The organism is Marinactinospora endophytica (genome assembly GCF_054780875.1).
The window spans coordinates 327345-346980 of sequence record NZ_BAAGVM010000001.1; the positions used below are offsets into that span (position 1 = coordinate 327345).

Below are 19636 nucleotides of genomic sequence, written 5' to 3' on the forward strand. Positions count from 1 at the left end.
GCGCTCTGAGTGGAGCACGTCACACGATCCCCATCCGGCCATTCCCGTCGCGCCGTCCTCCGATCGGCGGCGCCTCACCTTCTGACCGGACCGGCCGGCCCGTCCCCGTCCTCCCTCCCGAGCGAGCGCGGACGCGCCTCGTGCCTCCCCGCAGGGGCACGTTCCCCGGATTCGAGGACCCCAGAGGATCCTCCGGTCAACTCCTGTTCACGACCGCGCCCATCGGCGCGGTCCCGTCCGCGCACGCGCCGCACCCGGGTGCCGCGTGTCCCGTGTTAGTAGGAGCGCAAGTGGGAGACTTCGACGCATGGAGCATCCTCGTTGATGTCGGCTGCATCAGCGGGCTGCTGCTGGTCGGCAAGATCATCCGCGCCAAGGTCGGCATAGCGCAGCGGCTCATGCTGCCCGCCAGCATCATCGCCGGTGTCCTCGGCCTCGCCCTCGGCCCCTACGGCCTGAACCTCATCCCCTTCTCCGACCAGCTCAACACCTACACCACGATCCTCGTGGCGGTGGTGTTCGGCGCGATCCCGCTGGCCGGCGGCCTCGACGCCAAGGGCGTCGCCAAGGGGGCCCGGGCCATGTGGTCCTACTCCGTGGCCGGATACGTGCTCCAGTGGGGCGTGTGCCTCCTGTTCGCGCTGGGCGTGCTCAACCTGTTCTGGGACCTGCCCGACGCCTTCGGCATGCTCGTGCCGGCCGGCTGGGTCGGCGGCTTCGGCACGGTGGCCGCGATGAGCCCGACCATCGCCGACGCCGGCATGGAGGAGTTCCAGACGCTCGGCTTCACCTCGGCCACCTTCGGCATGGTCGCCTCCATCGTCGTCGGCCTGGCCCTGGTCAAGTGGGGCGTGCGCAAGGGCGTCGTCCAGGAGATCTCCTCCTTCGACCAGCTGCCCGAGTCGCTGCGTACCGGCCTGCTGCGCGACGACGCCGAACGCGCCCCCATCGGCCGGGCCACGACCTCGCCGAACTCGCTGGAGCCGCTCGCGCTGCCGATGACCGTGATCGGCCTGGTCGTGCTCGGCGGGTACATGCTCTCCGAGGGCATCAAGGCGCTGTTCCCGTCGATCTCGGTCCCGGTCTTCGCCATGGCGATGCTCGTCGGCCTGGTGGCCGGCGTGATCATCAAGCGCACCCCGGCCCGCAGTTACGTGGACGGCACCACGGTCAACAGCCTCTCCGGCACCGCCACCGACTACCTCGTCGCGTTCGGTATCGCCGCGATCGTGCCGTCGGTGGTCGTGGACAACATCGTCCCGCTGCTCCTGCTGACGCTCGTCGGCCTGGCCTACTGCCTGTTCATGTTCTTCGTCGTCACGCCGCGGGTCTTCGGCGAGCGCTGGTTCGAGCGCGGCATCTTCACCTGGGGATGGGCGGCCGGCTCCACCCCGAGCGGCATCGCGCTGCTGCGCATCGTCGACCCCAAGCAGAAGAGCAAGGTCATCGAGGAGTACGGCCTGGCCTACATGGCCTACGCGCCGTTTGAGATCGGCACGGTGATCATCGCCCCGCTGGTGGTCGTGGCCGGCCTCGTCTGGCCGTTCACCGGGATCTCCCTCCTGGTGGGCGCCGGCGTGCTCGTCCTCGCCTTCGCCCTGCGCTGGGCCGGGGCACGGGCCTTCGCGACAGCCGAGGGCGACGCCGCCCCCGTGACCAAGGGGGCCTGACCCCGGTCCCATGGACACCGTGTGGGGGCCGTCCCGGTACGGGGCGGCCCCCACGTGTACGGCCCGGCGGTCAGGCGTCGCGCAGGCGCAGCAGCGCGTACCCCGCGGCCAGCGCCGCGGCCGCCCACACCAGCAGCACCACGGTCGCCGTCCCCGCGCCATAGGGCAGCTCCCGCCCCGAGACCAGGGGTTCGAGCGCGCCCGCGGGCGAGTGCTCGGCGAACCACACGAACGCCTTCTCGCCCAGGACCTGCGCGGCCAGCGGCACGCCCACGAGCAGCCCGATCGTCGTGGTCACCGTCCCTGCCGTGCTGCGCAGCACCGCGCCCAGACCCAGCACGAACAGTGACAGCAGAGCCAGGTACAGGCCGGTCCCCACGGTGCCGTGGACGAGGTCCACGAAGTGGACCACCAGGTGGGGACCGTAGAAGAGCGCGGACACCGCCCACCCCGCGAGCCCGAGCAGCACCCCCGTGACGAGAGCGGTGACGGTCACCGCGCCCGCCTTGGCCGCCAGCACGGCGCCACGCCGCGGCACCGCCGTCAGCGTCGTGCGCACGGCACCGGTCGCGTACTCGCCGGTGATCGCCAGCGAGGCGAGGGCGACGGCGGCGAACTGGGCCGACAGCACCCCCAGCCCGGTGGAGGCGTTCACGGTCGTCCGAGCCTGACCGGAGGAGTGCAGCGAGAAGGTCATCAGCGTGATGACGGCCGTGCCGATCGCCAGGGCCGCACCGACGCACAGCCAGGTCGAGCGCACCCCCCACAGTTTCGTCCACTCCGCGGCGAAAGCCCCGGGGAGGCCGCCGCCGCGGGGCGTGACGGTCGATCGGTTCCCGCTCATGACCGCCCCCACGCTTCCGCCGCCGGGACGGTGTCCGGCGTGGGCGCAGCGTAGGCGACGCTGCTGGCGGTCAACTCCAGGTAGGCGTGCTCCAGCGAGGCCGTGCGCGGGCTGAGCTCGTGCAGGGGCACCCCGGCCTCGTGGGCGAGGAGGCCGATCCGTTCGATCGGCGCGCCGGTGACGCGGAGCTCCTCCGGGGCCGTCCACCTCACCTGCATCCCCGCACCCGTCAGCGCCGTGACGAGTTCGGCGGCGCGCGGAGTGCGGACCCGGACGGAGTTGCCCGTGCTGCGCGCGATGATCTCCCCCAACGGGGCGTCGGCGATCAGCCGGCCACGGCCGAGCACGATCAGGTGGTCGGCGGTCTCCTGCATCTCGCTCATGAGGTGACTGGAGACGAGGACCGCGCGTCCCTCGCCGGCCAGCGAACGCATGAGCCGGCGGATCCAGCGCACCCCGTCGGGGTCCAGGCCGTTGACCGGTTCGTCGAGGACGAGGACACGCGGATCACCCAGCAGCGCCCCCGCGATGCCCAGGCGCTGTGACATCCCCAGCGAGAACGTCCCCACCCGTCGGCGCGCCACCCGGGCCAGGCCCACGGTCTCCAGAACCTCCTCGACCCGTCGCGCCGCGATCCCGTTGCCACGCGCCAGCGCCAGCAGGTGGGCGCGGGCGGTGAGACCCGGGTGGACCGCACGGGCATCCAGCAGGGCTCCGACCTCCCGCAGCGGGTGGCGCAGCGAGGCGTAGGGACGGCCGTCGATCAGGGCGCGTCCCGCGGAGGGGGCGTCCAGGCCGAGCAGCATCCGCATCGTCGTCGATTTGCCCGCCCCATTGGGACCGAGCACCCCGGTCACCCGCCCCGATGCGATCTCGCAGGTCAGCCCGTCCACGGCGATCCTGTCGCCGTAGCGCTTGGTCAGTCCGTGGAAGGTGATCATGCACGGTCTCCCCTCTGCGCGTCGTCTCCCATGGCCCACCGACCCTAGGCGCGGGAAGGGCGGTGGCACAGTGGGCGATCGACGGCGCGTTCCCCCGTCTTTCGGCGGGTCCCGGCGCGGGAGGGCACCGTCCTTCGTCACCCGGGACCGGCGCTAAGGGCGGTCCGTGGGGTAACGTCCGGCGGGACCCACGAGCCGGACGCAGACACGAGGAGGGCGCGATGCCCCCACACCGATCCGACCTGTGCGCAGCCTGGCGGGAACTGGCCGGGCCGGGGGAACGGGCCGCGGCCGTCGGCGCCGAACTGGTCGCCCGATGGGACGAGCCGCACCGTCGCCACCACACGCTCCACCACCTGCGCGCGGTACTGGAAGCGGTCGGCGAGCTCGCGGAGGAGGCCGCCGACATCACGGCCGTCCGCTACGCCGCGTGGTTCCACGACGCCGTCTACCAGGGCGAGCCCGGCGCCGACGAGGAGCGCAGCGCCCGGCTCGCCGAGGAACTGCTGCCGGCCTGCGGGGTGGACGCCCGGCGCGTCGCCGAGGTCGCCCGCCTGGTCCGGGTCACCGCCGCCCACCGCCCCCGGCCCGGCGACGCCGACGCCGAGGTGCTGTGCGACGCGGACCTGTCGGTCCTGGGCGGGACCCCCGAGGAGTACGCGGCCTATGCCCGAGCGGTCCGGGAGGAGTACCGCCACGTCGCCGACGCGGACTTCCGGGCCGCCCGCGCCGCGCTGCTGGAGGGCCTGCTGGCCGCCCCGGCGCTGTTCCACACCGAGCGGGCGCGTGCCCTCTGGGAGGCGCGGGCCCGCGCCAACGTCGCCGCGGAGGTGCGCGAGCTGACCGGAACGGCCCCCGGGCCGGGCGACGCCACGGCGTGAGCCGGTCGGATCAGCTCACCCGCCGCCCGCGTTTGCGTCGGCGCAGCCCGGCCGCGCGCAGGCGGGCCACCAGCACGCGGCCCGGGACCTCCACGGCCCCCAGCGCCACCGCGCGGTCGTACAGCGTCTGCGGCACGTCGTAGTGGTCGCGCTCGAAGGCCCGCTCGGACAGGCCGAGCTCACGGGCGAACATGTGCAGTTCGGCGTAGGAGACGTCACTGACCAGATGCGACCACAGCAGGTCGCGCGGGCCGGGCCACAGCGGGGGATCGATGAGGATGGTCACGGGAGCGAGGGTAGGCCACCGCGGAGGGGCCGGCGCCCCGCCGGAGCGCCACGCCCCCGCCTCTCAGCGCACCCAGTGGTAGCGGTGCTCGGGACGGCCGGTGGAGCCGTAGCGCATCTTCAGTTCGGCGCGTCCCTCCGCGCACAGGTGTTCCAGGTAGCGTCGCGCGGTCACCCGCGCGACGCCGCTGCGTACGGCGACCTCCGCGGCCGACAGGTCCGTCCCCGCGGCGCGCAGCGTCTCGGCCACGAGGTCGGCCGTCGCCTGGGTCAGTCCCTTCGGCAGCGACCTGGCCGGGGCCGGGCGCAGGAGGCCGAACAGCCGGTCGACGTCGCCCTGGGTGGCCTCGCCGATACGGTCCAGGCTGCGGTGCGCGGCGGCGTAGCGTTCCAGCTGGTCGCGCAGTGCCGCCAACGGGAACGGCTTGAGCAGGTAGTGCACCGCGCCGCCGTGCAGGGCCGCGCGCACCTGGTCGACGTCGCGCACGGCGGTGATCACCAGCACGTCCACCGGGGGGATGGTCCCGGCGCGCGCGGGGGCGCGCAGGCTGCGCAGCACCGAGATCCCCGACTCGTCGGGCAGGTACAGGTCGAGCAGGACCAGGTCGGGGCGTTGCGCCTCGACCGCGGCGAGCGCCGCCGCGGCCGTGTGCGCGACGGCGGCCACGGTGAAGCCGGGGAGCGAGTCCACCAGGTCGCGGTGGGTCCGGGCCACCCGCACGTCGTCGTCGACGATCACGACCCGGATCACGACCGCACCGCCCGCGGTGTCTCCTCCACGACCGGCAGGTAGGCGGTGAACACCGAGCAGCCGCCCTCTTCGGCGTCCGCGGCGCGCTCCAGGGTGACCTCGCCGCCGCGCTCCTCACAGGTCCGGCGGACCAGGGCCAGCCCCAGTCCGCGCGGTCCGCCGTCGCGCGCCACCTTCGTGGTGAAACCGAGCGAGAACACCTCGTCGGTCAGCGCCGGGTCGACGCCGGGCCCGGAGTCGGTCACCCGGACCTCCACCAGGTCACGCGCCGGCCCCCGCGAGACGCGATGGCGCATCAGCATCAGTTCCACCCACTCCTCTCCTTCGTCACCGGTCCCGCCGGCCACCGAGTCCAGCGCGTTGTCCAGCAGGTTGCCCACCACCAGCAGCAGGTCCGAGCGCAGGGCCCCGGGCAGGGCGCCGGGCAGTTCGGTGGTGGGGGCCAGCCGCAGCTCCGCGCCGCGTTCGGCGGCCTGCGCCGACTTCGCGAGCACGAGCGCCGCGAGCGCGGGGTCGCCGATCCTCCCGGCGATGTCGGCGCTGGTACGCACGTGCGCGGCGCTCAGCTCCTCCAGGAAGGCGCGGGCCTCGTCGTAGGCGCCCAGCTCCAGCATCCCGGCCACGGTGTGGATGCGGTTGGCGAACTCGTGGCCCTGCGCGCGCAGCCCCTGGGTGAGGGTGCGGGCGCCGTCGAGCTCGCCGGCGAGCAACTCCAGCTCGGTGCGGTCGCGCAGGGTCACCACGGCGCCGCTGTCCTCCCCGCGGACGCGGACCGGCATGCGGTTGCACACCAGCACCCGCCGCCCGGCCAGCACGACCCGGTCGGTACCGGGGTCGGCCCCCGACAAGACGTCGTGCAGACGCGCGTCGAGCGGCAGCTCCTCCAGCCGGCGCCCCTCGCAGTCGTCGGCCAGCCCCAGCATCAGACGGGCCGGCTCGTTGACGAGGGTGACCCGGCCCGCGGCGTCCAGGGCGAGCACCCCTTCGCGGATGCCGTACAGCAGCGCCTCGCGGCCTTCCAGCAGGGCGGTGATCTCGCCGGGTTCCAGGCCGTGGGTCTTGGCGCGGACCCGGCGGGACAGCAGGTAGGCGCCTGCCGCGCCGAACGCGAGCACCGCCGCGATGGTGGCGACGATGGCGGGCAGCGCGCCCGCGGCGACGCTCTCGACGTCGGATTCGAGCACGCCGACCGACACGTAGCCGACGACGTCGCCCTCCTCGCCGAAGAGCGGAACCTTCGCCCGCACGGTGCGGCCCTGGGTCCCGGTCTGCACGCCGGTCCACTCCCGCCCCCGTGCGGCGGGACCGGGAGGGGTGGAGACCCGTTGCCCGATCAGCGAGTCGTCGACGTGGGAGTAGCGGATGCCGGTGGGGTCGGCCACCACGATGTACTGCGCCCCGGTGGCGGCGGTGATGCGGTCGGTCAACGGGTCGATGACCGCCGCGGGGTCCTCCAGCTCCAGCGCGTCGTGGATCTGCGGCAACGCGGCCACGGAACGGGCGATGACGAGGACCCTCTCGGTGTAGTGGCGGTCGATCTCGCGTTCGTGTTGGACGATCCACAGCATCCCGGTCGTCCCCAGCGCCACGGTCAGCAGCAGGACGTGCGCGATGAACAGGTGTCCGGTGAGGGACAGCGGGGTGCGCCAGTGCGGGGCGTGCATCGGTGGGCTCCAGGAACGAGCGGATCATCGGGGAGGTGGCCCCCGGAGGACCCATCGTGCCAGGTCGGCCCGGGCGGCCTGCGCGCCTACCCCCCTCGGGAGACGCCGCGCCACCACAACGGGCTGGACAGCACCATGCTGCTGGCCGGACGTCCATGCTGGGTGAGCCGGTCGATGACCTCCTCGAAGTGGGCCATCGAGCGGACCGCGATCAGCAGCGCGCAACAGGCGTCCCCGGTGATGCGGTGAATCCGCAGGATCTCCGGACGGCTCGCCGCGGCGGCGTCGCGCAGGAGGCACAGGGGGCCGTAGCACTCCATCCGCACCAGGGCCATCACGGGCAGCCCGACCGCCGCCGGGTTCACGTGGGCGTGGTAGCCGGTGATCACGCCCCGTTCCTCCAGGCGGCGCACCCGTTCGGCGACGGCGGGGGCCGACAGGCTCACCCGCCGCGACAGCTCGTTGTAGGAGAGCCGGCCGTCGGCCTGGAGCTCGTCGAGGATCCGCCAGTCCACGTCATCCAGCATGGTTGGCGATCATAAACCACATCGCCGCGAACGGATTGCGAACGCGAAGCGGAACCGCCTTCGCGCCGTGAGGTGCTTCTTCTCTTTCGGGACGCTTCACAGCATCCTTTCTCGAACCGGACGAGGGCGCCGTCGACATGAGGCGCCATGGTTTCCCGCCCTGACACGAGGAGGATGGCGAGCACGATGGCCACCACGTCGGCCCAGCCCCGGGAACGCACTCCCGTCGCGGAGGAGGAGCGGATCGAGCGCGCCGCGCGCGGCGAGGGGCCGCCCACCCTCTCCTTCGAGGGGAGCACCCCCTACGCCCGTTACGCGGGGATCGAGGCCCTGCTGGACCTGCAGCATCCCCGGACCGGAGAACCCGCCGAGACGCGCTTCATCATCGCAACGCAGGTCATGGAGCTGCTGTTCCTGCTTATCGGCGAGGAGTGGGAGCGGGCCCGCGACGAGCTGGAGGCCGACCGGGTGGCGGCCGCGATGGCCGCACTGCGCCGCGGCCATCACGCCCAGGACGTCCTGGTCTCCTCCTGGGACCTGCTCGCCACCTTGACCCCGGTGGAGTTCGGCCGCTTCCGCGACGTCCTCGGCGAGGCGTCGGGCGTGCAGTCCCCTGGCTACCGCCACCTGGAGTTCCTCATCGGCAACAAGTCGGCGGTCATGGCCCGCCCCCACCGCGCGGCGCCCCGGGCGCGCGCCGTGCTGGAACGGGCCCTGCGCGAGCCCGGTCTCTACGATGCCGCGCTGCGCCTGCTGCACCGGCGCGGCCTGCCGGTCCCGCTCGATCGGGTGGAGCGCGACTGGACCCGCCCCTACGAGCCCGACCCCGAGGTGGAACGCGCCTGGAGCGTGGTCTACGCGGACGAGACGCCCGGAGCGGAGCTGCCCGCGCTGGCCGAGGCCCTGCTCGACACCGCCGAGCGCGTCACACGCTGGCGGCACCGCCACCTCATGGCGGTCAAGCGCGCCCTGGGGGCCAGGCCGGGCACCGGTGGATCCAGCGGGCTGGACTGGCTCTCCCGCAACGCCGCGCGCGACGTCTTCCCCGAGCTATGGTCGCTGCGAACGGGCTTCCAGCTCCCCTGAGCCCGCCGCCGTCCCCTGTCGTCCCCACCGAGACGAGGTAGCCGCCCGATGCCCCTGCCCTCCCTGTCCCGCGAGGCGTGCGCCGAACTGGACGCCGCCGACCCGCTCGCCCCGCGCCGTGCGGACTTCCTGCTCCCCGAGGGGGTGATCTACCTCGACGGCAACTCCCTGGGAGCGCTGCCCCGGGCCGTCCCGGGGCGGGTCGCCCACCTGATCGAACAGGAGTGGGGAAGAGGGCTGGTCCGCAGCTGGAACGACGCGGGCTGGTGGGACCAGCCGCGCGCCCTCGCCGCCATGCTGGCCCCGCTCGTGGGGGCCGCCTCCGACGAGGTCGTCGTCGGCGACGGCACCTCGGCGAACCTGTTCAAGACGCTCGTCGCGGCGCTGCGCCTCAACCCGGACCGTCGCGTGGTGGTGGCCGAGGCCGGTGCATTCCCGACCGACCTCTACATCGCCCAGGGCGTCGCCGAACTGTTCGACGGGGTGCGGCTGCGCCTGGTGGGACCGGGCGGCGAGGAGCTGGCGGAGGCGCTGCGGCCGGGGGACGTGGGGGCCGTCCTGCTCGGCCACGTCGACTACCGCACCGGCGAGCTGCGCGACATGGCCGCCGAGACCCGGCTCGCCCACGACCACGGCGCGCTGGCGGTGTGGGACCTGTGCCACAGCGTCGGCGCGCTCCCCGTGGAGCTGTCGGCCTGCGGCGCCGACTTCGCGGTGGGCTGCACCTACAAGTACCTCAACGCGGGCCCCGGCGCCCCGGCCTTCACCTACGTCGCCGCCCGCCACCACGCGCGCGCCCGCCAGCCCCTCACCGGCTGGCACGGCCACGCCCGCCCGTTCGACTTCACCGGGGACTACGAGCCCGCGGCCGGCGCCAGCCGCTTCCTCAGCGGCTCCCAGCCGCTGGTCGCGGCGGCCGCGGTGGAGGCGGCGCTCCAGGTGTGGCGCGGCGTCGACCTGGCGCTGGTGCGCGCCAAGAGCCTGGCGCTGACCGACCTGTTCCTGGAGCTGACCAGGCCCGCCGGCCTGGAGGTGGTGACACCGCTGGAGCACGCGCGCCGGGGCAGTCAGGTGTCGCTGCGCCACCCGGACGGCTACGCGATGGTCCAGGCGCTCATCGAACGCGGGATCATCGGGGACTTCCGCGCCCCCGACATCCTGCGCTTCGGCTTCACCCCGCTGTACCTGCGCCACGTCGACGTCTTCGACGCGGCCACGGCACTGGTCGAGGTGGTGCGCGGAGGGGAGTGGCGCGACCCGCGTTTCGCGCGGCGCGCCCAGGTGACCTGAGCCGTGCGGTCTCAGCGCGAGCGGGCGCGGTGCGCGGCGACGTTGACCCGGTTGGCGCAGGCCACGGAGCAGAAGCGGCGCCGGCCGTTGCGGGAGACGTCGACGTAGACCCGGTCGCACCCCTCGCGCCCGCAACGGCCCAGCCGGTGGCCGCCGGCCCCGCAGATGGCCACGGCCAGGCCGCCGGCCGTGGTCGCCTTGAGCCGGGTGACGGTCTCCCGGGTCTGACTGACGTAGTGCAGATGGGGTTGCGACCCGTCGTGCATGGAGACCTGGACGCCGGTGGCGGCGTCCCGCAGCAGCGCGTTGACCAGGTCGATCTGGCGCTGTGGGTCGGTCTCGCCGAAGACGGGCCGCAGGCGTTCGACCCAGGCGAGCAGGCGCCCGGCCTGTTCGGCGTCGATGTCGGGCCGGGTGATCTGGTGGCGGCGCAGGATGTCGCTGAGCGCGGTGTGGTGGTGGTCGGTCGCGTTCAGGAGGTCGGCGGCGACGAAGGAACCCGTACCTCCGTAAGTGTTGAACTGCACAAGGCCATTACAGCACCCTGGGGACATGACGAGTGAACGGTGTGCCGCGTGCGGCCGTGAATCGGTCGACGCGCGGGTCGAGTCCGCCCACTACACCTCCGAGGGGATCGTGCGCTACCGCCAGTGCGCCTGTGGGCGGCGCTGGGTGGACGTGGCGCGCTTCGCCGTCGTGGCCGGCCACGACGGTCTGCCCTGGAGCGGCCCCAACTGAGGTCCGCCGTGACCCGGGCGTGGAACTCTCCTGGCGACACCGGGAGGGTCCACGCCGCAGGAGGTGTGGCGGGCCTCATCTTCCCTTGTGTTCCGGATCGCTTCAGAGGGGCGCCGGATACCCCTGTGACCTGCGAAAACCCTTATGTGCGCGGGAAATTCGCCAGGTGACCGTCAAGGGATGATCAAGGGCTGAATAGGTCCCTTATGGGTTTTACCTTTCGAGCTTGCCCTTTTTACTTTTCTGTGGGTTAGAGTCCTTCGTGATTGGTTCGTGACCCTCCCTTTGCGGAGGTAGGACCGATGTCGAGCCCCGGACGCGATCGGCGTCCGGGAGAGCGAGACTCTCACCCGCGCGGCGACGCGACCCCGTGCCAAGGAGCCCGGGAGAATCGGCCCCTGAAACACCGGCCCGCCGCAGCCACACGCCCGACGATCCTGTCACGTGTGGTCCCGCACAGCCGGGGATCGCCTGTCCACGCATTCCTCAGCGGCCCCTGCCCCGTCTCGGCTCGACCCTCTGCTCCCGACCGCCTTCTTTTTCTTATGAAGAACACCCAAGAGTCCCTCCAGCACGGCGAAGTCAAGGCTTCCTACTTCTGGGACGATGGTTCCGGGATCAACGGCGACACCGGTGCCCCCGCCTCCGGCGAACCCATGCAGAAGGGCCTTTTCGCCAGCCCCAGCTGGCCTCTCGGAACCGAGGGGTACGTCACCTACAACGGCAAGAAGGCCGAATTCTTCATCGGCGACCGGGGGCCCGGCGTGCCCTCGCACGACTGCAACGTCCTGCTCGACATGGACGGCAAGACGTTCGCCGAGCTGACCGGCGGCACCTGGAACGACACCACCCTCGTCGTGGAGGACGCGGGCGGCCTCGGTCACGTCAACGTCGAGTACACGATCACCAAGTGGGGCGACGGCCACGGCACCCCCGGCGCGCCGCACCCGTTCGGCCAGGAGGGCAACAAGTGCGAGAGCGCGGTCTCCGCGGCACCCGCCGCGGCCGAGCCCGAGCAGCCCGCGGCCGACGAGCGCAGCGCCGATGAGCAGGTGTCGGCCGACGAGCAGCAGGCGGCCGAGACCGAGCAGGCCGACGAACAGCAGGCCGACGAACAGCAGGCGGCCGACTCCGGCCAGGCCGAGGAGCAGTCCGAGCCCGAGCAGGAGCAGCAGACCGCGGCCGCGGACGCCCAGGCGACCCCGCCCGCCGATGGCGGCTCCCCGGACGAGCAGGAGGCCACCGAGGCCCCCGTCACCCACGCGATGAGCGAGGTCGCCACCCCCGGCGGCATGTCCCTCGTCGCCGACAGCACCCCGATGGTCTCCGGCGGGGTCGGCGTGGTGCTCGTCTCGGCGGTCGCCGCGGCCGCGGTCGTCGCCAAGCGCAAGGCCGCGACGGCCCGCCCCAACGGACGTCACCGCAAGCCGGCGCTCCTGGCCCGGCTGACCGCGCGCGACGTCTCCGCGGGCGCCTGAGCGGAGTGAACGGCGATCGGGCCCGGGCGCGTCACGCGTGCCCGGGCCCGACCCGTCTCACAGGTCGCCCAGCAGCAGCTGGGGCCGCTCCACGCAATCGGCGACGAACCGCAGGAACCCGCCGGCCTCGGCGCCGTCACAGGCCCGGTGGTCGAAGGCCAGGGTCAGCTCGACCACCGGACGCGCCACGAGCTCGTCCCCGGACACCCACGGGCGCTTCACGATCCGCCCCATCCCCAGGATCGCCACCTCCGGGTGGTTGATGATCGCGGCTGACCCGTCCACACCGAACACGCCGTAGTTGTTCACGGTGAACGTGCCCCCGGTCAGCAGGCCGGGGGTGAGCGTCCCCGAGCGCGCCGCGGCCGTCCGCTCCCGCACCGCCGCCGACAACTCCCGCGCCGACAGCAGGTGGGCGTCCGGCACCACCGGGACCACCAGGCCGCGCGGGGTCTGCGCGGCGAACCCCAGGGCCACGTGCGAGAACCGCACCAGCTCCCCGCGTTCGCCGTCGAAGTGGGCGTTCAACGACGGGAAGCGCGCCAGGCCCAGAACGCAGAACCTCGCCACCAGGCCCAGCACACCGACCGGCCGATCGGGATCGGCCGCGTTGAGATCGTCGCGCAACGCCAGCAGGGCGGAGGCGTCGGCGTCGACCCACACCGTCGCCTCGGGGATCTCGCGGCGGGAACGGGACAGCCGGTCGGCCATCGTGCGCTGCGCGCCGCGCAGCGCGATCCGCTCGCCCTCCGCCCGCCGCGGCCGGGGCGGCGCGGCCCCCACCTCCGCCGCGTGCCGGGCGACGATCGCCGCCTCCACGTCACGGCGCAACACCAGGCCGCCCCCGCCGGTGCCCTCGATCAACCCCACGTCCAAGCCGTGCTCCCGGGCCAGGCGGCGCACCAGGGGGGAGACCACCGGGGTGCGGCCGGGGGCCGCGGGGGACGATCGCGGACCGGACGCCGTTGTCCGGCCCGCGCCGCCGGCGTCGAGACGCCGGGTCCGTCCGCGGCGGCGGGTCTCCTCCCGGGTCCCGTAGCCCACCAGGACCGCCCCGGAGCCGCCCGAGCCGCCCGAGGCGTCCTCCGCGGCCGGGCGCGCCGCGGGGACGACGACACCGGGCTCGTCGAAACCGCCCTCCGTGCCCTGCGCCCCGGTGTCCACGCCGATGAGCGGGGCCCCGACGGGGATCACCTCGCCCTCGGCCCCGTGCAGGGCGCTGACCCGGCCGGCGAACGGACAGGGCACCTCCACCACCGCCTTGGCGGTCTCCACCTCGACCACCGGCTGGTCCACGGTCACGGTGTCGCCGACCGCGACCAGCCAACGCACGATCTCCGCCTCGGTCAGCCCCTCGCCGAGGTCGGGCAGCGCGAACTCCCGGAACGGTCCCTGGCTCATGACCGCACCTCCCGGCCACGCCGCGCCCCCGACGCGGGGGGCCGCGCCCCCGACGGGACGGCGTCGGGGTCCACCCAGTCGGCCTCCCACTGCAACCGGGCGATCGCGTCGAGGATGCGGTCCACGTCGGGCAGGTGGTGGTGCTCCAGGCGAGGCGGCGGATAGGGGATGTCCAGGCCGCCGACGCGCAGCACCGGGGCCTCCAGATAGTGGAAGCAGCGTTCGGTGACGCGGGCGGCCACCTCCGCCCCGTACCCGGCGAACGTGGCCGCCTCGTGCACGACCAGCGCCCGCCCCGTCTTGCGCACCGACGCGGTCACGGTCGCGTCGTCGAACGGCGCGAGACTGCGCAGGTCCACCACCTCGACGTCACGGCCCTCCTCGCGCGCGGCCTCGGCCGCCTCCAGCGCGGTCGCCACCATCGGGCCGTAGGCGATGAGGGTGACGTCGGAGCCCGTCCGCCGGACCACGGCACGGTCCATCGGCGCGGTCCGCACCGGGGTCTCCACCTCCTCCTTCGCCCAGTAGCGGCGCTTGGGCTCCAAGAACACCACCGGGTCGGGGCAGGCGATCGCCTCGCGCAGCATCGAGTAGGCGTCGGACGGCGTCCCCGGGGTGATGACCCGCAGACCCGGCGTGTGCGCGTAGTAGGCCTCGGAGGAGTCGCTGTGGTGTTCGACGCCGCCGATGCCGCCGCCGTAGGGGATGCGGATGACGAGCGGCAGGCTCATCCGGCCGCGGGTCCGGTTACGCATCTTGGCCACGTGGGAGACCACCTGTTCGAACGCCGGGTAGCCGAAGGCGTCGAACTGCATCTCCACGACCGGACGCAGCCCGTAGGAGGCCATGCCGACGGCCGTGCCGACGATGCCGGACTCGGCCAGGGGGGAGTCGAAGCAGCGGTCCTCGCCGAACTGCGCGGTCAGCCCGTCGGTGACACGGAACACGCCGCCCAAGGGGCCGACGTCCTCGCCGTAGACGACGACGTTGGGATCGTCGTGCAGCGCGTCGCGCAGCGCCCGGTTGAGCGCCTGCGCCATCGTGATCTCGGCCATTCTCAGCCCTCCCGGATCTCGTCGCGCAGGGCCTGGCGCTGCTCGACCAGCTGGGCCGTCGGGGCGGCGTAGACGTGCGCGAACAACTCGTCGGGATCGGGGTCGGGGGCGGCGTCCACGCGCTCGCGCACGTCGGCGGCCATCCGCTCGGCCTCGGCGGCGAACCCCGCCAACGTGTCGTCGTCCACGTGGCCCTCCGCGCGCAGCAGCGTCTCCAGCCGCTCGATCGGGTCGCGCTGCTTCCAGTACTCCACCTCGGAGTCGTCCCGGTAGCGCTGGGGGGCGTCGGCGTTGGTGTGGGCGTCCAGCCGGTAGGTGCGCGCCTCGACGATCGCCGGCCCGCCTCCCGCCCGCGCCTCCTCAAGGGCCCGGCCGACCACGGCGTGCACGGCCGCGGCGTCGTTGCCGTCCACGTGGTAGCCGCGCATCCCGTAGCCGACGGCCTTGTGGGCGAGGGTGGGCGCCGCACTCTGGCGGTGCAGCGGGACGCTGATCGCCCAACCGTTGTTCTGCACCAGGAAGACCACCGGGGTGTTCCACACGGCGGCGAAGTTGTACGCCTCGTGGGCGTCGCCCTCACTGGTCGCGCCGTCGCCCATGAGGACCAGGGCGGCCACGTCCTCGCCCTTGTGGCGGGCGGCGTAGGTGAGCCCGACCGCGTGGGAGGCGTTGGTCGCCAGGGGCGTGCACTGGGGGGCGCAGCGGTGCAGGCCCGGGTCGTAACCGCTGTGCCAGTCGCCGCGGAGCAGGGTCAGCGTCTCGACCGGGTCCACGCCGCGGGTGACCAGCGCGACGCTGTCCCGGTAGGTGGGAAACAGCCAGTCCTGTTCGGCGAGGGCGAGGACGCCCGCCACCTGGCAGGCCTCCTGACCGTAGGAGGAGGGGTAGACGGCGAGCCGGCCCTGGCGGGCGAGGGCTCCGGCCTGGCGGTCGAAGCGGCGGCCGACGATCATGGCCCGCAGCAGCGAGGTCAGGGTCGTGGGGGAGGGGCAGGAGACGGTCGGGTCGGCGACGCGCCGGCCGTGCCGGTCCACCAGGCGTATCGGCTCCAGGGTGGGGAGCGGCGGCGCGATGCGGTCATCGAGGCGCTTCATGTCTTGAATATGAGGTGGATCACCCCATAGTGTCCATGTTGTCCCGGCAAGGGTGGACGGATTGCTCCGACCGTTGGAAAAAGGGGTAGAACGTCCGGCCGGCGACGCCGTGAGCGGTGTGAGGTGAGACACATGGCTGCCGGGCTCGACGATGTCGACCGGACCCTCCTCGAACTGCTCCGCGGGGACGGGCGCATGTCGATCCGCGCGCTCGCCGAGCGGGCCCACATCTCCCGCGCCAACGCCTACGCCCGCCTGGACCGCCTCCGCCGCGACGGGGTGATCCGAGGGTTCACCGTGGTCATCGACCCCGAGAAGTGCGGTGCCGGCCTGGCCGCCTATGTGTCGGTGCGCATCGAACAGCACTCCTGGGAACGGTTCCGCGACCACCTGCGCCACATCCCCGAGATCGACCACGCGGCGCTGGTCTCCGGCGACGCCGACCTCCTCCTGCTCGTCCGCGTCGCCGACGCCCCGGCCCTGCGCACCCTCGTCCTGGAACGCCTCCAGCGCATCCCCGAGGTCCACTCCACCCGCACCATGTTCATCCTCGACGAACCCCCGGTGATGCACCGCCCTTAGACGCGGTATCGGATGCGTGGGAACGGCGGCGCTTTCGGGATCCGTCCCGCGACCGGCCGCTCGCGGGATGGTCGGCCCGGGAGCGACCGGCGGCGACGCCCATCGTCGTGGATGCCCGGTCCCCGTCACGCCGCTGACCGGCCGGCCACGCCATGGCCGGGGAAGCGGGACGCGCTCCACCGCCCTACCCGGCGGGGATGCGCGCGATGTCGGACGGGTGGATCATGATTCCCCCGACAACGGCGGAAAGGCGGACGGGACGTGACGACGGAGAAGGAACGCGACCGGGCGGAGAGGTACCGGTCACGGGTGCGGGGCTGCCTGCTCGGCGGCGCCATCGGCGACGCGCTGGGGGCACCGGTGGAGTTCATGACCCTCGCGGGCATCCGCGCCGAACACGGGGCCGCGGGGGTCCGCGCGTACGTCGCCGACCACTCCGACGGGACACCCCGCCACGGGCTCGTCACCGACGACACCCAGATGACGCTCTTCACCGTCGAGGGCCTGATCCGGGCCGGCGTGCGCGCCGACCGCGGAACGGGGTTCACGCCGGCCCCCGTCCACCACGCCTACCTGCGCTGGCTCGACACCCAGCTCCACGACGCGCCGACGGGCCGGCGCGACGGTCTGCTCCAGGGACAGCGCTGGCTCTACGCCCGCCGCGCGCCCGGCACCACCTGCCTGAGCGCCCTCGAAGCCGTCCACGAGCGGGCCGGCGCCGGCCGGATCCCCTTCGGCACCCCCGCCGCCAACAACTCCAAGGGCTGCGGCGGGGTCATGCGCTCGGCCCCGTTCGGGCTGCTCGCCACGCCGGCGTGGTCCCAGGAGCCGCCGGTGTTCGACTGGGCGGCCGAGGCGGCCGGCTACACCCACGGCCACCCCACGGGACGGCTCGCCTCGGGGGCGCTCGCGCTGCTGGTGCGGCGCCTGGTCGCCGGCGACGGGCTGGACGAGGCGCTGGAGGCGACACTCGCCGAGCTCGTCACGCGCCCCGGTCACGAGGAGACGAGCGCGGCGTTGCGCGCGGCCCGCGCGGCGGCCCGCGACCTGCCGGTGTGCGCGGAGACCGTGGAGCGCCTGGGCGGCGGCTGGATCGCCGAGGAGGCCCTGGCCATCGCCGTCTACGCGGCACTGGTCCACCCCGGTCCCGAGGAGTTCACCGACGCGCTCGCGCTGGCCGTCACCCACTCCGGGGACAGCGACTCCACCGGCGCGATCTGCGGCAACATCCTCGGAGCGCTGCACGGGGAGACGGCGCTACCGCCCGAGCTGGCCTTCGAGGTCGAGGGACGCGGCACGATCCTGGAACTGGCCGACGACTTCGTGTGGGAGTTCACCGCGGGGCGCCGGCTGCACGGCGACCACGGCCCCCACACCCGCTGGAGCAGCCGCTACCCCGGGAGCTAGGCGCCGCGCCGCCCTGTGGACGGCCGTCCGACCCGCATCGCTTCGGCGCGTAGCATCCGGGCAGGGGCACCCGGAAAGGCCGGGCGCGCGACGAGAGGGGAGCACCATGCCCGCAGGCTACGGAGGCCGGGGACACCGCCACGGAGGTCGCCCGGACGCGGGGCGGGGTCACGAACGGCCCCAGATCCGTGGCCGCCGTGACAGCCGGCGGCTTTCCGAGGAGCTGCGACGCATGGACGGGGCCTCCTACGGGCGTTACCGCGCGCTGTCGGGCGACTGGGACTTCGACGACCACACCCTGACCGTCGAACGGGTCCAGGCCGACCCCTACGCGCCGCCCTCGCGGGTCGCGGTGCGCATCCCGGCCGAGGTGGCGGGCCTGCCCGACCACGCCTGGCGTTCCCCGGTGCGGCGCCGCGCGACGGCCGACTACCTGGTGCGCCGCGCCCACCGCCTGCTGAAGGGGGCGCGGCTGCGCGTCGACGTCGGCGGGCAGGAGGTCCTCGACCGGTCGGCCTGCCGTATCGACGACGACGGCGGGGTCGTCGTGCGCATGGGGGTGGAGCTGCCGGGACACGGGCGGCGCATCGACGGCCACGCCGCGGAACGGGAGCTGTGCGAGCGCGTCCCCGAACTCGTCGACGGCCTGTGCTGGGAGGCGCTGGACACGGCCGACGCCACCTCTTTCGCCGACACCGTCGAGGACGCGGTGGCCCTGCGCGCGATGCTGCCCGAGCTCGGCCTCGTCGCCTTCGTCGCCGACGGTTCGGTGCTGCCGCGCCGCAGCGGGGTCAGCGACCTGCCCATGAGCGGCGACCCCGTCCCCTTCGTCTCCCCCCAGAGCCTGCGGGTGACCGTGCGGCTGCCGCACCGGGGCCAGGTGAGCGGCCTGGGGGTGCCCGAGGGCATCACCCTCATCGTCGGCGGCGGGTTCCACGGTAAGTCCACCCTGTTGCACGCGCTGGAACGCGGGGTCTACGACCACGTCCCGGGCGACGGACGCGAACTCGTCGTCACCCGAGCCGACGCGGTGAAGATCCGCGCCGAGGAGGGGCGCAGGGTCGAGCGCACCGACGTCGGCGCCTTCGTCCGCAACCTGCCCACCGGCGCCGACACCGGCGACTTCTCCACCGACAACGCCTCCGGTTCCACCTCGCAGGCCGCCAACATCGCCGAGGCGCTCGAAGCCGGGGCGGGAACCCTGCTGGTCGACGAGGACACCACGGCCACCAACCTCATGATCCGCGACGCGCGCATGCAGGCCCTGGTCCACGGCGACCGCGAGCCTCTCACCCCCTTCGTCGACCTGGTCCGCCCGCTGCACCGGGCGCACGGGGTGTCCACCGTCCTGGTCATGGGGGGCAGCGGCGACTACTTCGACGTGGCCGACCAGGTGGTCATGCTCGACGGGTACCGCCCCTACGACGTCACCGAGAAGGCCCGCGAACTCGCCCGGCCGCGCACCGACGCCCGCTTCCACCCGCCGGCCCGCCGCGTGGTCGACCCCCGCTCGGTCGACGCCCAGGTGCGCGGACGCCACCGGATCAAACGGCGCGACATGGACGTGCTCACCTTCGGCGAGACCGACATCGACGTGCGCCACCTCGCCCAGCTCGTCGATCCGAGTCAGATCACCGGTGTCGGCCTGGCACTGCGCACCCTCGCCGAGGACGGCATCCTCGACGGCCGGCGCTGCCTCGGCGAGGCCCTCGACCTGCTGGAGGAGCGCCTGGACTCGGGTGGGGTCGAGGCGATCGGCCGCGGGTACGCGGGCGACTACGCCCTGCCGCGCCGCCACGAGATCGCCGCCGCGCTCAACCGGTTGCGCACGCTCCGCGTCAGCCGGGTTCTCCGCGACCGCGAGTGAGGGAGGCCGGGACGGCACGCCCGGCGATCCCCGGACCCGTCTTCTCTCCTCCGCCGGGGCCGTTCTTCCTCGCCC

Annotated in this window: 19 protein-coding genes; 9 read left to right on the forward strand and 10 right to left on the reverse strand. The window is 73.6% G+C overall.

Going from position 1 to position 19636, the window contains the following annotated elements; all coding sequences use genetic code 11:
* The first annotated feature begins 290 nt into the window (after window positions 1-290).
* Window positions 291-1670, forward strand: a complete 1380-nt coding sequence (locus ACYVHU_RS01450; protein WP_159457213.1) for a sodium/glutamate symporter — start codon at window positions 291-293, stop codon at window positions 1668-1670.
* 70 nt (window positions 1671-1740) lie between these two features.
* On the opposite strand, the gene ACYVHU_RS01455 is transcribed toward ACYVHU_RS01450, so the two are convergent.
* A complete protein-coding gene (locus tag ACYVHU_RS01455) occupies window positions 1741-2514 on the reverse strand; it encodes a hypothetical protein (protein ID WP_498947374.1) in 774 nt (257 codons plus the stop codon).
* Window positions 2511-3455, reverse strand: coding sequence for an ABC transporter ATP-binding protein (locus ACYVHU_RS01460; RefSeq protein ID WP_498947375.1), 945 nt, complete (start codon window positions 3453-3455; stop codon window positions 2511-2513). The genes ACYVHU_RS01455 and ACYVHU_RS01460 overlap by 4 nt, the downstream gene beginning before the upstream one ends.
* Window positions 3456-3676: 221 nt before the next feature.
* On the opposite strand from ACYVHU_RS01460, the gene ACYVHU_RS01465 reads away from it, so the two are divergent.
* The gene (locus ACYVHU_RS01465; RefSeq protein WP_498947376.1) at window positions 3677-4336 is read left to right on the forward strand and encodes an HD domain-containing protein; all 660 of its coding nucleotides are present in this window, start codon (window positions 3677-3679) and stop codon (window positions 4334-4336) included.
* Between the two features lie 10 nt (window positions 4337-4346).
* Here ACYVHU_RS01465 and ACYVHU_RS01470 read toward each other — a convergent pair whose 3' ends face one another.
* The 4 genes from ACYVHU_RS01470 to ACYVHU_RS01485 form a co-directional block, all read right to left on the reverse strand.
* Window positions 4347-4622, reverse strand: a complete 276-nt coding sequence (locus ACYVHU_RS01470; protein ID WP_078760306.1) for a DUF4031 domain-containing protein — start codon at window positions 4620-4622, stop codon at window positions 4347-4349.
* A 63-nt stretch (window positions 4623-4685) separates the two neighbouring features.
* A complete protein-coding gene (locus tag ACYVHU_RS01475) occupies window positions 4686-5372 on the reverse strand; it encodes a response regulator (protein WP_078760307.1) in 687 nt (228 codons plus the stop codon).
* Entirely contained in the window at window positions 5369-7036 is a 1668-nt protein-coding gene (locus ACYVHU_RS01480; RefSeq protein ID WP_078760308.1) for an ATP-binding protein, read from the reverse strand. Before ACYVHU_RS01480 ends, ACYVHU_RS01475 begins: the two co-directional genes overlap by 4 nt.
* Window positions 7037-7122: 86 nt before the next feature.
* Window positions 7123-7563 carry an Lrp/AsnC family transcriptional regulator gene (locus ACYVHU_RS01485; RefSeq protein ID WP_078760309.1) on the reverse strand — a complete coding sequence of 147 codons (441 nt, stop codon included), beginning with the start codon at window positions 7561-7563 and terminating at the stop codon, window positions 7123-7125.
* A gap of 186 nt (window positions 7564-7749) precedes the next feature.
* On the opposite strand from ACYVHU_RS01485, the gene ACYVHU_RS01490 reads away from it, so the two are divergent.
* Window positions 7750-8649 (forward strand): tryptophan 2,3-dioxygenase, encoded by a 900-nt coding sequence (locus ACYVHU_RS01490; protein ID WP_078760537.1) that lies wholly within the window; start codon window positions 7750-7752, stop codon window positions 8647-8649.
* 48 nt (window positions 8650-8697) lie between these two features.
* On the forward strand, window positions 8698-9939 hold the full coding sequence (gene kynU / locus ACYVHU_RS01495; RefSeq protein ID WP_432936152.1) for a kynureninase: 1242 nt from the start codon (window positions 8698-8700) through the stop codon (window positions 9937-9939).
* Between the two features lie 11 nt (window positions 9940-9950).
* Here the strand turns inward: kynU and ACYVHU_RS01500 are convergent, their stop codons facing one another.
* Window positions 9951-10466 (reverse strand): CGNR zinc finger domain-containing protein, encoded by a 516-nt coding sequence (locus ACYVHU_RS01500; RefSeq protein WP_078760311.1) that lies wholly within the window; start codon window positions 10464-10466, stop codon window positions 9951-9953.
* Between the two features lie 25 nt (window positions 10467-10491).
* On the opposite strand from ACYVHU_RS01500, the gene ACYVHU_RS01505 reads away from it, so the two are divergent.
* Together ACYVHU_RS01505 and ACYVHU_RS01510 are read left to right on the forward strand one after the other, a co-directional pair.
* Window positions 10492-10677: a hypothetical protein gene (locus tag ACYVHU_RS01505; RefSeq protein WP_078760312.1), complete on the forward strand. Its 186-nt coding sequence runs from the start codon at window positions 10492-10494 to the stop codon at window positions 10675-10677.
* Window positions 10678-11222: 545 nt separating this feature from the next.
* A complete protein-coding gene (locus tag ACYVHU_RS01510) occupies window positions 11223-12155 on the forward strand; it encodes a hypothetical protein (protein WP_498947377.1) in 933 nt (310 codons plus the stop codon).
* A 57-nt stretch (window positions 12156-12212) separates the two neighbouring features.
* On the opposite strand, the gene ACYVHU_RS01515 is transcribed toward ACYVHU_RS01510, so the two are convergent.
* Genes ACYVHU_RS01515 through ACYVHU_RS01525 form a run of 3 tightly spaced genes read right to left on the reverse strand, consistent with a single transcriptional unit; the run spans window position 12213 to window position 15705 of the window.
* Window positions 12213-13556 carry a dihydrolipoamide acetyltransferase family protein gene (locus ACYVHU_RS01515; RefSeq protein WP_498947378.1) on the reverse strand — a complete coding sequence of 448 codons (1344 nt, stop codon included), beginning with the start codon at window positions 13554-13556 and terminating at the stop codon, window positions 12213-12215.
* The gene (locus ACYVHU_RS01520; protein WP_078760314.1) at window positions 13553-14611 is read right to left on the reverse strand and encodes an alpha-ketoacid dehydrogenase subunit beta; all 1059 of its coding nucleotides are present in this window, start codon (window positions 14609-14611) and stop codon (window positions 13553-13555) included. The genes ACYVHU_RS01515 and ACYVHU_RS01520 overlap by 4 nt, the downstream gene beginning before the upstream one ends.
* Before the next feature lie 2 nt (window positions 14612-14613).
* Entirely contained in the window at window positions 14614-15705 is a 1092-nt protein-coding gene (locus tag ACYVHU_RS01525) for a thiamine pyrophosphate-dependent dehydrogenase E1 component subunit alpha (RefSeq protein WP_078760315.1), read from the reverse strand.
* 132 nt (window positions 15706-15837) lie between these two features.
* Between ACYVHU_RS01525 and ACYVHU_RS01530 the strand changes: the two genes are divergently transcribed.
* From ACYVHU_RS01530 to ACYVHU_RS01540, 3 genes are all read left to right on the forward strand, one after another.
* Window positions 15838-16287 (forward strand): Lrp/AsnC family transcriptional regulator, encoded by a 450-nt coding sequence (locus tag ACYVHU_RS01530; RefSeq protein WP_078760316.1) that lies wholly within the window; start codon window positions 15838-15840, stop codon window positions 16285-16287.
* 261 nt (window positions 16288-16548) lie between these two features.
* Window positions 16549-17694, forward strand: coding sequence for an ADP-ribosylglycohydrolase family protein (locus tag ACYVHU_RS01535; RefSeq protein ID WP_432936139.1), 1146 nt, complete (start codon window positions 16549-16551; stop codon window positions 17692-17694).
* A 106-nt stretch (window positions 17695-17800) separates the two neighbouring features.
* Window positions 17801-19561, forward strand: a complete 1761-nt coding sequence (locus tag ACYVHU_RS01540) for an ABC-ATPase domain-containing protein (RefSeq protein ID WP_498947379.1) — start codon at window positions 17801-17803, stop codon at window positions 19559-19561.
* Window positions 19562-19636 lie beyond the last annotated feature (75 nt).

What these genes read in the sequence shown, in the direction of transcription:
- ACYVHU_RS01455 (WP_498947374.1), bottom strand. Translation starts at nt 2,514, where the DNA reads ATGAGCGGGAACCGATCGACCGTCACGCCCCGCGGCGGCGGCCTCCCC.
- ACYVHU_RS01460 (WP_498947375.1), bottom strand. Translation starts at nt 3,455, where the DNA reads ATGATCACCTTCCACGGACTGACCAAGCGCTACGGCGACAGGATCGCC.
- ACYVHU_RS01465 (WP_498947376.1), top strand. Translation starts at nt 3,677, where the DNA reads ATGCCCCCACACCGATCCGACCTGTGCGCAGCCTGGCGGGAACTGGCC.
- ACYVHU_RS01480 (WP_078760308.1), bottom strand. Translation starts at nt 7,036, where the DNA reads ATGCACGCCCCGCACTGGCGCACCCCGCTGTCCCTCACCGGACACCTG.
- ACYVHU_RS01485 (WP_078760309.1), bottom strand. Translation starts at nt 7,563, where the DNA reads ATGCTGGATGACGTGGACTGGCGGATCCTCGACGAGCTCCAGGCCGAC.
- ACYVHU_RS01490 (WP_078760537.1), top strand. Translation starts at nt 7,750, where the DNA reads ATGGCCACCACGTCGGCCCAGCCCCGGGAACGCACTCCCGTCGCGGAG.
- kynU (WP_432936152.1), top strand. Translation starts at nt 8,698, where the DNA reads ATGCCCCTGCCCTCCCTGTCCCGCGAGGCGTGCGCCGAACTGGACGCC.
- ACYVHU_RS01505 (WP_078760312.1), top strand. Translation starts at nt 10,492, where the DNA reads ATGACGAGTGAACGGTGTGCCGCGTGCGGCCGTGAATCGGTCGACGCG.
- ACYVHU_RS01510 (WP_498947377.1), top strand. Translation starts at nt 11,223, where the DNA reads ATGAAGAACACCCAAGAGTCCCTCCAGCACGGCGAAGTCAAGGCTTCC.
- ACYVHU_RS01515 (WP_498947378.1), bottom strand. Translation starts at nt 13,556, where the DNA reads ATGAGCCAGGGACCGTTCCGGGAGTTCGCGCTGCCCGACCTCGGCGAG.
- ACYVHU_RS01520 (WP_078760314.1), bottom strand. Translation starts at nt 14,611, where the DNA reads ATGGCCGAGATCACGATGGCGCAGGCGCTCAACCGGGCGCTGCGCGAC.
- ACYVHU_RS01525 (WP_078760315.1), bottom strand. Translation starts at nt 15,705, where the DNA reads ATGAAGCGCCTCGATGACCGCATCGCGCCGCCGCTCCCCACCCTGGAG.
- ACYVHU_RS01530 (WP_078760316.1), top strand. Translation starts at nt 15,838, where the DNA reads ATGGCTGCCGGGCTCGACGATGTCGACCGGACCCTCCTCGAACTGCTC.
- ACYVHU_RS01540 (WP_498947379.1), top strand. Translation starts at nt 17,801, where the DNA reads ATGCCCGCAGGCTACGGAGGCCGGGGACACCGCCACGGAGGTCGCCCG.